We start from the raw sequence: 12,954 nt of genomic DNA on the forward strand, positions 1-12,954 counted from the left end.
TAGCCCAAAGAGTAAGAATTGGTTTCTATGTTGCATTGGGTCATAATTTTTCTACATTTAAACCGATAATCGACGTTTCTTATCCAGAATTGATGAAGTGCCATGAAGGCCATATTTTGCAAGGTTGTGCTGCTTTACATCCTATGCTTTCAGCAGGTTTTAGCACAGGAGTTGAGGCCCAGGTTCAGGCGGCTTACTACGGACCAGGGGCTTTCCCAGAGCCATGTGAGCGCGATCCTGAAAGATCGGAGGGGCTTTATGTGGTTCGCAACGGAAGACGGTCTCAACCGGTTTGATGGCTATAAATACACGCATTATAAGCACGATCCCGGCAATCCGGCTTCTATTCATGACAGTTTTGTATTGTCACTGCTGGAAGACGAGGAGGGCAAATTGTGGGTGGGAACCTCCACTGGCCTGGACCAGTATGATCGGGAAACGGACAACTTCGTTCATTTTCCGCATCCGAGGCGCAATCTGGCGATCAATACTATTTTTCGGGATAGCCGTAATCGTTTCTGGCTGGGGACGGACCAGGGGCTTTACCTGTTTGATCGGCGCCGCGGAACCTACCAGCTGTTTAGGTATCCTGGAAGGGATGTCGGGCAGGGAAGTGAATTTGTGACCAGTATTGCGGAAGGAAAGGGATACGTGTTATGGGTTGGTACGGAGAACGGGCTGTTTAAACTCGATGTGCAATCGGGCGTGCTCGCGGCGTACGAGCACGGTGCGCGCGCAAGCGGAGGAGGTACTCATGTGGGTAGTACGGGCAACGCATTGAAATCCGACTGGATCAAAGTGCTGCGTTATGACCGGAGAGGAAATTTATGGGTGGGAATGCATGGCGGAGGCGTTTCGATTATTGATTCGTCTGACAACATTGTAAAACGTTTTGAACACAAGCCCGCCGATCCGTGGAGCCTGGGGCACAATGATGTCCTCTCTATGGCCCAGGATGGCACCGGTAAGCTCTGGATTGGTACTGAGAATGGAGGTATCAGCATTTATGACCCTGCTATGGACCGCTTTTTCTCCGTGAGAAACAATCCTGATGACCGCTTTTCGCTTAGCAACAATTCGGTATACACGATTTACCACGACAATGCGGAGAACATGTGGGTCGGTACCTATTCGGGTGGGGTATCTTACTTGCCGAAGTTCGGACCAAAGTTTGATTCTTATCGACGGATGATTAGTAACCCCAACAGTCTTAGCAACAATGCGGTACTGGCCATTTGCGGCGACAGTACCGGCGACGATATCTGGATCGGGACCGATGGAGGGGGGCTCAACAGGTTCAACCGTAAAACAAAGAATTTTACATTTTACCGGCACCGGGTGGGCGACCCGCGTTCTATTTCAAATGACTATGTCATTTCCGTGGTCTGGCTCGCCAGAGACGTGCTTGCCCTGGGATTCCACAATGGCGGATTTGATTTTCTGAATGTCAAAACCGGTGCGATCGAGCACCATTTACCCGAAGAAGGTAATCCCAATAGCCTGTCAATCGCGGACGTCAACAATATGATGCGCGACCGCGATGGTAATCTCTGGATCGGTACCTGGAAGGGTGGCCTTAATTTTTACAATGTCAAAACAAAAGAATATACGCACTACCGGCACGACATCACCGATCCGGCGAGTATCAGCGGCGATATTATTACCACTATTTTTCAGGATAAAAAGGGGAACATCTGGGTAGGGACGTTCAATGGCCTCGATTTGCTGCTGCCCGATCGCAGTGGTTTCAAACATTTCCGCAACAGGCCGAATGACCCCGCTAGTATTTCCCACAACAAAGTACAATCGATTCTGGAAGTTGAAAACGGAGATCTCTGGGTAGGGACCGTAGGAGGTGGATTTTGCTATTTTAATCAGAAAAAACAGACATTCAAGTCGTTCAGCGAAAAGGACGGGCTTGCGAGTAATGTGGTGTTTGGGATTCAGAAGGACAATAAAAATAATCTCTGGCTGAGCACCAATAAGGGCATTTCTAAATTTAACCTCATGACCAGCAGTTTTCGCAACTACGGCATTGCTGATGGGCTTCCGGGCAATGAGTTTCGGGACAACTCCCGCTTTCAGACAGCCGACGGAGAGATGTTCTTTGGCGGTATCAATGGTTTTATCAGTTTTTACCCCGACAGTCTCCGCTACAACGATTTTGTGCCGCCTGTGTACATTACTGACTTTCAGATATTTAACCGATCGGTCGTTACGGGAGCCATCGACCATATTCTTGATCAACAGATCAGTGAAGCCAAATCCATTACGATTCGGCACGACCAGTCGGTGATCACCTTCGAATTCGCGGCATTGAGTTACACCGTCGCGGAAAAGAACCAGTACGCATATATGCTGGAAGGTTTCGACGACGACTGGAATTATAGCGGCAACAAGCGCACGGCTACTTACACCAACCTCGATCCCGGTACTTACGTATTCAGGGTGAAAGGCTCCAACAACGATGGGTTATGGAATGAAAAGGGTGTCGCCATAGAGCTGATCATCACGCCACCCTTCTGGCTCACCTGGTGGTTCCGGTTGCTGACCGTCGCAGTGATTGTCGCGCTGATTCTGGCCCTTTATCAGATCCGGACTTATACGATCCGTAAACAAAAACGAGTCCTTGAGCAACAGATACAGGAGCGGACAAAGCAGCTCGAACGGGCGATCGGCGAACAGCAAATGGCAGTAGAGAAGGCGGAATTGGCCAATAGGGCCAAGAGTGCATTCCTGGCGACGATGAGCCATGAAATCAGGACGCCGATGAATGGGGTGATTGGCCTTGCTTCGCTGCTTGCCGAAACCGAGCTGACCGAGGAGCAGCGTAATTTCACCAAATCCATACAGACGTCCGGTAGGGATTTGCTAAATGTGATCAACGACATTCTCGATGTTTCCAAAATTGAATCGGGTAACATGGAGCTCGAAGAAAAGGAGTTTGATTTGAAGATCTGCATTGGTGAAGTAATGGATCTTTTCCGTGCTAAAACCGCCACCCAGCCGCTGAAGTTGACGTTGAAAATTGAGGAAAACGTGCCGACACGTATCGTGGGTGACCGTTTGAGGCTTGGCCAGATTATGACAAACCTCGTAGGCAACGCGGTTAAGTTTACGCCTAAAGGCGAGGTTCGGGTACACGTGTATGTGATCGGGCGCGAGGACAGGGAGGCCAAACTGGGATTTGAGATCACAGACACCGGCATTGGAATCGCGGAAGATAAGCTGGACAAATTGTTTAAGCCTTTTTCACAGGTCGATTCATCCACAACGCGGCAGTACGGGGGCACCGGCCTGGGCCTGGCGATTTGTGAAAAACTGACCGCGCTGATGGGGGGCGGTATTGAAGTGAGAAGCGAGTTGCACAAGGGCACCAGCTTCCGGTTTTGGATTACCGCAAAAGTTGCTCCGGATGTGCCCGAGCTGGAAGAAACTACGTCCGGAATTGACAATGTGGAAAAGAAACTTCACGCCGATTTTGCCAGCCGGCACCCGATGGCAATCCTGGTGGCTGAGGACAATAAAGTGAACCAGATCGTAATCATGAATACGCTCAGCAAACTTGGTTACCAAGCCGATTTGGCGCAAAATGGCTTAGAAGTGCTCGATCAGATACAGAAAATCGATTATGACGTTATTTTGATGGATATGCAAATGCCGAAAATGGACGGGCTGGAAGCGACACGGCAGATCAGGGCGCGGAATATTGCACATCCATTTATCATCGCCATGACGGCCAACGCATTGCAGCAGGACAAAGACAAGTGCTTCGAAGCGGGAATGGACGACTACCTTAGCAAGCCGGTTATTCTGGACGATTTGGTACTGCTGCTCCAAAAATGGGCTGCCCGCCTGGAACCGCGTGCGTCCGGTAATATATAATGCCTGACGATTTAAAAAATCTGGTAAAACAAGAAGAGCAGCTCTGGGCTGCTCTTTTGCGTCTGTTTGTGATGAAGTGCTAATAAGTTTCGACGTATCTGCCTGGTACAAAATCCATACCATTTTGATGGTTGAATTGTGCAGGTCGTCGTAGTTCCTGTTTGTTGATGGAACAAATATAATGGAATTATTCCTAACGAATGGATATAATCCATAAAAATATTTTCAACACGCGCTGGAACAGCACTCTTTACGAGCTATTTTTTGGTTTTCAGTTCAAAGATGCCAGCGAATCCCGCAGGGAAATGTCCTCATGCGACGCGTCGTAAATGCACTGTCCACCCTTCACGACCAGAATTTGTGGAGATTCGTGCACAACACCAAAGCTACTTGCAATCGCCTGGGATTCTTTGCGGTTCTGGATGACGTCCACAATGTAAATGGGTATCTGAATGTCGGCAGCGGCATTTACTTCTGATTTAAGTTGCCGGTAAGCCATGAGGCTGGTTGCGCAACGGGGGCTATGTTTATAAATAATAGAGTAATCGGCCGATTGATAAATGTTATCTACTTCTTCTTCACTATTAATAGTAATCCAGTTCATAACCTGTTAAAAATTTCGTCAAACTATTTGCAACAGGTTGCACAACACGCAAAGTGTCGGTTTTCATTCCATTAAAATTGAAAAAGTGGTTTCAAAGTGTCTCAAAGCGTAAATCAGGCGTTCTGCTTCATCGCGTGAATTGAAAGACATTGTTTGGGACCGTTTGATTTTTGGGTTTGTAGAAGTCTGTTACCAAAACTGGATCTTACCGTATCAAGAATAAATGAGGGGCCGAAGTGTAAACCTATAAGTTTATTTTTTATGGAGATAAACGGTATATTTGAAGTGGTGCCGGATAGTTTGTATGCTGTTCAGTTTGCGGGTGAGCCCGATCATGAATTTTCGAGAACCTTCCGGCTTTGGAGAGATATGACATACCTCGAATGTTTTTTTGAGGAGCATTACGGCGATTTATTGAGATTTTGGGAATATATGTCGGTCGAGGAAGCTGTAAAGATTACCAAAGCAGAAGCGCATAGACTTAACAGAACATTGTTAGCAGCTGCGCGTGCCGGCGTTCGAGGCGATTCTGTGAATTTATCTGGGATTTTCAGACCGTTACATCCAGAGGCGTGGCGTTTGGGTAACTTTGAAAAAAGTAAAGCCAGGGGATTTAGGAAGCACAGTTGGTTACGTATTTATGCGATCAGATTGGGTATGAATCGGTTTGTGGTAAGCGGTGGCGCGATCAAACTGACGAGAACTATGAATGAACGCGAGCACTTGAATGAAGAGTTGAAGAAACTGGAAGAAGTTTGTGGTTTCTTGAAGGGAGATCAAAAAGATGAATTTGGGCTGTTTGAGCTGTTCTAAAACCTTGAAATGTGATGGACGCATTAACTAAGTTAAAACTAATGGCAGTGCCGGATACCGAATGGATAAAAGAAGCGGCATTCCGGGAGGCGAATGAATATTGGCTGGATGTGTCGTCTGACATTGCCCTGGCTGTTTTGCGAACCTTGCGTAAAAGGGGACTGACGCAACGAGACCTTGCTGAAATGATGGGCTGCTCGCCGCAATACATCGGCAAAATCCTGAAAGGCTCAGAAAACCTTACGTTGCAAACCATTTGTAAAATGGAAAAGGTGCTTCAAATCAAACTGATTGAAACACCTTATAGCCATTTGCGCGATACTAAACCTTCTTCTCAACCGGAACCACAATAAAGTTGAGCAGCTCCGTGTGCCGGATCACTGAAATGTCGGTAACACGGAGGATGTCGCGCGTTGTGAGCGCCTTGAACAGTTCATTGGAATTACGAACCGGCTTGCCGTTGAATGAGACGATAATGTCGCCCTCCATAAGCTGCGACCGCGATGCCGGAGTGTTCGGTTCAATATGCGTGATGAAGATTCCCTCGTGGTTGGGAAGCTTGTGGTGTTGGCGAACGCGTTCATTCAGGGAGACATCCTGCAATTGGAGACCCAGATATGCCTTGAATACCTTACCGTCACGGATAAGTTGTCGTGCAATTTCCTTCGCCGTATTAATATCCACGGAAAAGCTCAACCCTTGGGCGCCCTGAATGACAGCCGTATTTACGCCGATTACTTCACCATCGGTGTTGATCATCGGACCGCCGGAGTTTCCCGGGTTCAATGCCGCGTCCGACTGTATTACATTGTCGACGAACCGCCCCGATTGTGTTTGCAGAGTCCTGCCGAGCGCGCTTACTACGCCTGTTGTGACCGTATGTTGATAGCCGTAAGGATTGCCGATCGCGATCACAAACTGCCCGATCTGCAATGCCCCCGAATCGCCAAACTTGGCTACCGAATAACCCTGGGCGTATATTTTGAGGATAGCCAGGTCGGTGTCCGGGTCTTTGCCTACGAGTGTTGCTTCTATCTCGTTCTCATTCAAAAGGCTTACCATAATTTTCTCCGCGCCGTCGACTACGTGGCTGTTGGTGAAAATGAGCCCATCGGAAGAGAATATGAACCCCGAGCCGGACCCTGCGGGTCGTATTTTCCCATTGATTGTCTTGAATATATCGATTTTTACAACGGCATTTTTGATCTGATCAACCGCGCCGATGATCATACTTGAAAAGGTGTCCATAGCTGCTGGATATCGTTTTGATAAAGCCCGTTCAAAAAGTTATCCAGCCGATTGTAAATGCCAAACTGGCGTACTACGGAAATGTAGCACGCCAAAAGGGCATGATACGCATTAAGGTAAAGTCAGCACAATCTTGCCAAGGGTCTTGCCGGCCTCTATTTCGTCATGCGCCTTCGCAATGTCTCCAAATGCGTAGATAGCAGAAACGTGGGATCGTATTTCTCCGGATTTGAGGAGCGTGGCGAGTTGCTGCATGTCCTCACCGTTTGAAGCAACATTGAGCGTGTGGGCATATACTTTCTTCTCCTGCACTTTCCGGATCAGTTTTTCGTCCGTGAAAGGCACCAGTAGCGCGATGAGCCGGCCGCCTTCCTTCACGGCTTCCAGAGAACGGAATATATGATCACCGAAGAGCGAATCGATCACAATATCGGCGTCATGAACGACATCTTCGAATTTGATAGCCGAATAGTCGATGAATTCGTCGGCGCCCAGGCCCAGAATGAAGTCTTTTTTGGCGTCGGAGCCGGTGCCGATGACGTAAGCGCCGAAATGCTTGGCAATTTGCACGGCGTAATGTCCGACGCCCCCGCCAGCCCCGTGGATCAATACTTTTTCCCCCGCTTTTACTTTTCCATAAGTAACCAACGCCTGCCAGGCCGTGAGTGCGGCCAACGAGGCGGCGGCAGCCTCTTCATGCGTAATGTTGCCCGGCTTCAATGCGAGCTGGTCTGCGGGAGCCGCCACGTATTCGGCGTATGCCTTACCATGTCCCCGGAAATTGACCATCCCGAATACCTCGTCGCCGGTTTTCCATTGCGTGACCTCCTTGCCGACGGCTTCGATCACCCCCGAAATGTCCCACCCAAGAATGACCGTTTCGCCGGGCTGAGGTTGGAGGAACATTTCCAGGGCGAATGGATGGGTCCTTACAAAGGCGTCGACCGGATTGATGCCTATGGCTTTGACGCGTACCAGTACTTCGTTTTCCTTGATTTCAGGTGTCGGTATTTCAGTGAATATCAGGTTTTCAGTCCCTCCGTTTTTCGCTAATTTGATGGCTTTCATAATTTGCATTGTTTTGATTTGATGTCTGCAAATTTCGCCGGCAGGGCGCTTTTGTGAGTTGTAAAAATTTGGGTTAAATCGGTACCTTTGCGGGTATGCGTATTCATCATATCCATCAACCTTTCGATGTCCTGCTCGTGACGGTCGACGAATGCCCGATTAAGGAGCATAAGAATACTTTTATCGAACTGGTGTATATGTTCGATGGAACGGGGATATACCATATTAACCAGAACGAGTTCCGGTATCAGAAGGAAAACCTGTTTTTGGCGATGCCGATGGATTTGCATTATACCGAGGTGAAAGAGACGACGGCATTTATGTTTATCCGCTTCAATAATATCTATCTGAATGCTCAAAAGGCGCGCGATGAGTATAGTAATCTGGGCGACTGGATCCATAAATTGGAATATATCTTCCATAACAATAATCACTTGCAAGGCTGCATTCTCAGGAACCAGCACGACAAGCCGCTCGTAAGGGCATTGATGGAAGCGATCAGGCAGGAGTATGCCAACCGGCAGACGCTGCATAAAGAGCTTGTCCAGCAATTGCTCAATACCCTGCTTACGGTGGTTGCAAGGAATATTACCACCCATATTCCTGAGAAGACGCAGCTTGCGCAGAACACTTCCCTGGACATTATCCATTACATTCACCAAAATATTTACAACCCCGAAATGCTGCGGGCCGAGCGTATCGCTTCCCATTTCAATATTTCCCTCAATTACCTCAGCGAGTATTTCAAAAAGCATACGCACGAGACGTTGCAGCAATATATTATCAACTATAAAATCGCATTGGTGGAGATCCGCTTGAAACACAGTGATATGCGTATTAATGAAATAGCTGCCGAACTGGGTTTTACAGACGACAGCCATCTCATTAAGACTTTTAGAAAGCACCGTGGTATGAGCCCGCTCGAATACCGGCGCGGGGCTTTTGCGGTGATTTAGGGGAGTTCTATTTCACGATTTTCAGCTCGCGACCGTCTACCGATATCACATAGAGACCTTTTGGAAGGTCGGCAATGTTCAGGCGAATAACTTTTTCTCCGGTTTGGGCACTCTGCACCAGTTTCCCCGCGCTGTTAAAAATAGCAATGCCGTTCAATGCCTGACCGGATTCTACCGTGATCAAATCCGAGGCGGGATTAGGGAAAACACGTACTGTTTCATTCCCATCGACGCGAATGCTTACAATGCGCGTCAGGTCAGTCCGGCCATCTGCATCAACTTCCTTCAAGCGGTAGTAATAGGTGCCTTTGGGGAGAAATTCGTCTTCATATTGGTAAAAAGAGGTGTTTCGGGAATTACCCATGGCATTGACGGTCTTAATGGTCACAAATGTCCGGGAGTCGTTACTCCGCTGCACCTCGAAGTGTGAGGCATTTATCTCCGAAGCCGTCGCCCAGTCGAGCGTTACGCGCCCGTTATTGCCCATACGCGCGCTGAACGATTGCCAGGTAACCGGCAGCGGGGTTGACAATACATTCAATGCAGGCGAGAAAACGGTGTTGCGGTTGGAATCAATCACTTTGAGTTTATACAAACCAGCTCCGACCGTCCATTGCTGAGCAGTGTTTTGTACCTGGTTGCAATCGCCGAAGTTGAGCCAATTGTATTGGTAGCCACCCGGCAACGAAGGGCCAGTAAATGTAACCTGCGAACCGCCCGGTACGTTTGCTGCGTCGACAGCCGGTGGGGGCGTCGCGGCATAGGGGTTGGACTGGCTGAGGAAATCGGGCGTGATTTTGTCCGCCCAAAAGCCGGCAAGAGAAATGAGTCCTGAATAGATCTGTCCATCGGGAGAGGGGGTAACGCCGTCGCCGCGGAAGTGTACTTCGTCGTGGCGGTATTCAATGGTGTAATAGGGGTCAGTATCTGGCCCCTGGAACACGTGCGGGTAGAGACCGTCGTTGTTGATCAGTTCATTTTGGGCATTTACCACATTGGCCGAAACGCGGGTGGCACCGTTGACGGTAAACCGCGAAGCACGCGCGACAACCCAGGCGAGATTCGGTTTGCCGGTGACGTTGCGGCTTGCGTTGACCACATCCCAAAGCGCCGACAGGTACCGGTTGTAAGTATTATCGCCCGGCTGTTCAAGGTAGTTGTCTGATTCTCCCTGGTGCCATAAAACCGCTCTCACGCCTAATTGGGCAATATAATAGTTCAATGCAAGCCGTAAATGCCCGAATGGAAGCCCCGCCGGGAAAGTGTAGCCGAATGCGCTGGTAGTTACGCCGTTGGGATCAATGGTTTGTTTCCAGTTGTCGACCCCGGTGCTCGACCAGCCGCTGTTGAATATCATCACCGGCACGTGTAGTTTCTCATAAATCTTGTCTCCAAAAGAACCCCAACACCACGCATAGTTACCAAACGGAGCCGTTTTGACGTTGGCATCAAGGTGTACAAACTCGGGGCAGGGGAGCTGGACGTTTGAATAGGGAGTAATGGATGACGTTACCGGATCTACATTCTGGAAATTGACACTGTTTACCTGATCATGAGCTGCGCCGGGACCGTTCGGATTGGAGTCGCCACCCGTCGCATTGGATTGGCCTGCTACAACGAATACCTCGCCTACGCCTACCCGGGAGAGCGTAGCGATTGCCGAAGTACCTCCGCCATTTGCCACACCCCGCGCCTCCAACTGGTACCAGCCGCCTTTCAGATGCACAGACCCGAGGAACTGCCCTGCCGAAATCTGGTCATCGAGCGTTGCCCAACCTCCGCCTGTGGGAAAAGGCTCCCCCTCGCCGGGCACGCGGGGCGTCAGCCGCACCTCGATCTTCTGGTAGGGCTGCGTGATATACCCACCTATATATACGTCTGCTTCATTTGCGTTGTTGCGCTGAAAAACGGCCCTTTCGGTTGGAAAAGATATTACAACCTGGGATAAGATCTGGTGTGATGTGACTAATATTAGTGATAAAATAAGGAGTGGTAGTTTTTTTTTCATACGTTACTTTTTAAATGAATGGACCGAGTTAGTTTGTTTGAAACACGTTTTAAAATGCCAAAGGCTGCCTCTACATTCCTATCAGGAGCGCATAATCAGTTTCCGATAAGTTATTGAAGGACTATTCTCATCGAAATTTAGGCAAATAAGTGATCCGAAACACAGCCGCGGCTGGTTCCATTTATTTTATGGCGCCCTGGCACTCCGTCCCCGGGCAAAACCTTTAAATTTGCCTCATGTCAAAAATGATTCCACAAAACCTGATTGAAATAATGGTCCACAATGCGCAAGAGGTACAAAACCAGCTTGCGAAGGATCATGCACCCGTTGTGAAGTTGCATTCCAAATATGGTAAGGCCATTTGGCTGCTTTCTGAGCTCGATCCTGTTAATAATATCGCTTTCGGGCTTTGCGACCTGGGGCAGGGCAATCCGGAGCTGAGTTACGTGTCGCTGTCGGATCTTGCAAGCCTTAAACACGCGCGCCTGAAAGTACCGATGGTAGAAACGGACCCTGCATTCGATGGGAAATATCCGATGAGCGTCTACCTGAAAGCGGCCAAAGCGGCCGGCAGGGTAGTGGAAGAGGATGCGGTGTTAAGTTTGCTGAGCCCGCTCGAATAATTTTCCAAATTCCGTTTTTCTTGTCCTAGTTCAATGCCCTGCCCCTGCCCGGGGATATACCTTTGTATCATCAAAAACAAAGAAACATCTTAACTGAACAAGACAATGGAAAATACAATCAACGGCATCCACCACATTACAGCTATCGCTGGTGACGCTAAAACCAACTACGATTTTTATACAAGGGTATTAGGCCTTAGAATGGTGAAAAAAACCGTCAATTTTGACGATCCTAATACTTACCACTTTTATTACGGCGACGAAAACGGGACGCCCGGTTCGATCCTGACTTTCTTCCCATGGGGCAACCAGATCCCTGCCGGACGCCGCGGAACCCGCCAGGCTACCGAGATCGGTTACTCGGTGCCCGAAGGCAGCCTGGATTTCTGGTTGAAAAGATTGGAGGCCAATAAAATCACTTACAACAAACCTGCCGAGAAATTCGGGGAACAGTATCTGACCTTCCTGGATCCCGATGGTTTGAAATTTGAACTGACGGTCCCCAAAATTACCGATAACCGTATTCCATGGACAACTTCAGAAGTAGCGGCGGAATATGCGACCCGTGGTTTTCATAATGTGACTATCACGACGAACAATATCGAAGAGACTGCCAAAGTATTGACCGACATTTTCGGTTACCGCCTGGCTGAACAGCATGTGAACCGCTTCCGGTTTGTGACCGACGCGGTTGAGAATGCCAATATCGTCGACCTCGTGGAAGCTCCCGGTGAAAGGGCGGGTCATGTGGCCAAAGGTTCGGTGCACCACATCGCATTCCGCGTTGCCAATGACGATATTCTGATGGAGTTCCGCAAAAAAGTACTGGACGCAGGTTTGCAGATCACCGATAAAATTGACAGAAACTACTTCTACTCGCTCTACTTCCGCGAACCAGGAGGCGTTTTGTTCGAAATCGCAAGTGACAATCCAGGCTTTGCAACCGACGAGACTGTGGAGCAATTGGGTTCAGGTTTAATGTTGCCTCCTCAATACGAACCTCGCAGAGAGCAAATCGTGAAAGTGTTGCCGGTACTTAATTAATGTCGAATGACTAATGATTGAATGACCGAATACTACTATTCAGTCATTCAGTCATTCAATCATTCAAAATTAAAATCCATCATGTATACCCATAGCAAACAATTCATTACGAGTGGGTTACCCATTCAACAGGCCAAAAGGGCGATCATTATGCTGCATGGCCGGGGTGGGACCGCCGCTGATATTATCTCCCTCCAAAGGGTTTTGAATCTGAGCGATTTTGCGATTTATGCACCCCAGGCTACCAATAATAGCTGGTATCCTTACAGTTTCATGGCGCCGGTTGCGCAAAACCAGCCTGCATTGGATTCGGCACTGACATTGGTAGGGAATGTGGTGGCTGAAATAGAGGCAGCAGGAATTCCTGCCGATCAGATTTATTTCGCCGGTTTTTCTCAAGGAGCTTGCCTTACGTTGGAATATACTTCGCGCAATGCCCGTAGGTACGGGGGAATCATCGCTTTTACAGGCGGGCTGGTAGGCAAGGAGTTGGAGATCGACAATTACAACGGAGATTTTAAACAGACGCCGGTGTTTATTTCGACCGGTAACCCAGACCCCCACGTGCCAGTATCGCGGGTACAGGAGAGCGTGACGATCCTGGAAGATATGAATGCGACGGTCAACCAAGTGATTTACCCCGGCCGGCCGCACACGATTTCAGGGGAGGAAATCCACTTGGTGAACAATACGATTTTGAAGTAA

11 protein-coding genes are annotated in these 12,954 nt (G+C 48.8%); 7 read left to right on the forward strand and 4 right to left on the reverse strand.

What is annotated here, in order from left to right:
- Positions 1-102 precede the first annotated feature (102 nt).
- Positions 103-3,885, forward strand: a complete 3,783-nt coding sequence (locus tag ACQ4MZ_RS15385) for a two-component regulator propeller domain-containing protein (protein WP_430845960.1) — start codon at positions 103-105, stop codon at positions 3,883-3,885.
- Positions 3,886-4,156: 271 nt separating this feature from the next.
- Here ACQ4MZ_RS15385 and ytxJ read toward each other — a convergent pair whose 3' ends face one another.
- On the reverse strand, positions 4,157-4,489 hold the full coding sequence (gene ytxJ, locus ACQ4MZ_RS15390; RefSeq protein WP_430845961.1) for a bacillithiol system redox-active protein YtxJ: 333 nt from the start codon (positions 4,487-4,489) through the stop codon (positions 4,157-4,159).
- Between the two features lie 261 nt (positions 4,490-4,750).
- On the opposite strand from ytxJ, the gene ACQ4MZ_RS15395 reads away from it, so the two are divergent.
- Together ACQ4MZ_RS15395 and ACQ4MZ_RS15400 are read left to right on the forward strand one after the other, a co-directional pair.
- Positions 4,751-5,302, forward strand: a complete 552-nt coding sequence (locus ACQ4MZ_RS15395) for a hypothetical protein (protein ID WP_430845962.1) — start codon at positions 4,751-4,753, stop codon at positions 5,300-5,302.
- Between the two features lie 14 nt (positions 5,303-5,316).
- Positions 5,317-5,655 (forward strand): helix-turn-helix domain-containing protein, encoded by a 339-nt coding sequence (locus tag ACQ4MZ_RS15400; RefSeq protein ID WP_430845963.1) that lies wholly within the window; start codon positions 5,317-5,319, stop codon positions 5,653-5,655.
- Here ACQ4MZ_RS15400 and ACQ4MZ_RS15405 read toward each other — a convergent pair.
- Both ACQ4MZ_RS15405 and ACQ4MZ_RS15410 read right to left on the reverse strand, forming a co-directional pair.
- Positions 5,624-6,550 carry a S1C family serine protease gene (locus ACQ4MZ_RS15405; RefSeq protein WP_430845964.1) on the reverse strand — a complete coding sequence of 309 codons (927 nt, stop codon included), beginning with the start codon at positions 6,548-6,550 and terminating at the stop codon, positions 5,624-5,626. The genes ACQ4MZ_RS15400 and ACQ4MZ_RS15405 overlap by 32 nt on opposite strands.
- Positions 6,551-6,661: 111 nt before the next feature.
- A complete protein-coding gene (locus ACQ4MZ_RS15410) occupies positions 6,662-7,618 on the reverse strand; it encodes an NADP-dependent oxidoreductase (RefSeq protein ID WP_430845965.1) in 957 nt (318 codons plus the stop codon).
- A gap of 95 nt (positions 7,619-7,713) precedes the next feature.
- Here ACQ4MZ_RS15410 and ACQ4MZ_RS15415 point away from each other — a divergent pair, with 95 nt between their 5' ends.
- Positions 7,714-8,574, forward strand: coding sequence for an AraC family transcriptional regulator (locus tag ACQ4MZ_RS15415; protein WP_430845966.1), 861 nt, complete (start codon positions 7,714-7,716; stop codon positions 8,572-8,574).
- Positions 8,575-8,581: 7 nt separating this feature from the next.
- Here ACQ4MZ_RS15415 and ACQ4MZ_RS15420 read toward each other — a convergent pair whose 3' ends face one another.
- Complete coding sequence (locus tag ACQ4MZ_RS15420) at positions 8,582-10,582, reverse strand: T9SS type A sorting domain-containing protein (RefSeq protein WP_430845967.1); 2,001 nt, start codon at positions 10,580-10,582, stop codon at positions 8,582-8,584.
- Between the two features lie 236 nt (positions 10,583-10,818).
- Here ACQ4MZ_RS15420 and ACQ4MZ_RS15425 point away from each other — a divergent pair, with 236 nt between their 5' ends.
- The 3 genes from ACQ4MZ_RS15425 (at position 10,819) to ACQ4MZ_RS15435 (ending at position 12,954) form a co-directional block, all read left to right on the forward strand.
- Positions 10,819-11,205, forward strand: coding sequence for a DUF2958 domain-containing protein (locus ACQ4MZ_RS15425; protein WP_106595257.1), 387 nt, complete (start codon positions 10,819-10,821; stop codon positions 11,203-11,205).
- A 105-nt stretch (positions 11,206-11,310) separates the two neighbouring features.
- Positions 11,311-12,249: a ring-cleaving dioxygenase gene (locus ACQ4MZ_RS15430; RefSeq protein WP_430845968.1), complete on the forward strand. Its 939-nt coding sequence runs from the start codon at positions 11,311-11,313 to the stop codon at positions 12,247-12,249.
- An 81-nt stretch (positions 12,250-12,330) separates the two neighbouring features.
- Positions 12,331-12,954 (forward strand): alpha/beta hydrolase, encoded by a 624-nt coding sequence (locus ACQ4MZ_RS15435; RefSeq protein WP_430845969.1) that lies wholly within the window; start codon positions 12,331-12,333, stop codon positions 12,952-12,954.

Source organism: Dyadobacter sp. BHUBP1, assembly GCF_050587785.1.
Lineage (GTDB): Bacteria > Bacteroidota > Bacteroidia > Cytophagales > Spirosomataceae > Dyadobacter.

Coding starts and splice junctions, on each gene's coding strand:
- ACQ4MZ_RS15425 (WP_106595257.1), top strand. CDS start 10,819: ATGTCAAAAATGATTCCACAAAACCTGATTGAAATAATGGTCCACAAT.
- ACQ4MZ_RS15400 (WP_430845963.1), top strand. CDS start 5,317: ATGGACGCATTAACTAAGTTAAAACTAATGGCAGTGCCGGATACCGAA.
- ACQ4MZ_RS15395 (WP_430845962.1), top strand. CDS start 4,751: ATGGAGATAAACGGTATATTTGAAGTGGTGCCGGATAGTTTGTATGCT.
- ACQ4MZ_RS15420 (WP_430845967.1), bottom strand. CDS start 10,582: ATGAAAAAAAAACTACCACTCCTTATTTTATCACTAATATTAGTCACA.
- ACQ4MZ_RS15415 (WP_430845966.1), top strand. CDS start 7,714: ATGCGTATTCATCATATCCATCAACCTTTCGATGTCCTGCTCGTGACG.
- ACQ4MZ_RS15435 (WP_430845969.1), top strand. CDS start 12,331: ATGTATACCCATAGCAAACAATTCATTACGAGTGGGTTACCCATTCAA.
- ytxJ (WP_430845961.1), bottom strand. CDS start 4,489: ATGAACTGGATTACTATTAATAGTGAAGAAGAAGTAGATAACATTTAT.
- ACQ4MZ_RS15430 (WP_430845968.1), top strand. CDS start 11,311: ATGGAAAATACAATCAACGGCATCCACCACATTACAGCTATCGCTGGT.
- ACQ4MZ_RS15410 (WP_430845965.1), bottom strand. CDS start 7,618: ATGAAAGCCATCAAATTAGCGAAAAACGGAGGGACTGAAAACCTGATA.
- ACQ4MZ_RS15385 (WP_430845960.1), top strand. CDS start 103: ATGAAGGCCATATTTTGCAAGGTTGTGCTGCTTTACATCCTATGCTTT.
- ACQ4MZ_RS15405 (WP_430845964.1), bottom strand. CDS start 6,550: ATGGACACCTTTTCAAGTATGATCATCGGCGCGGTTGATCAGATCAAA.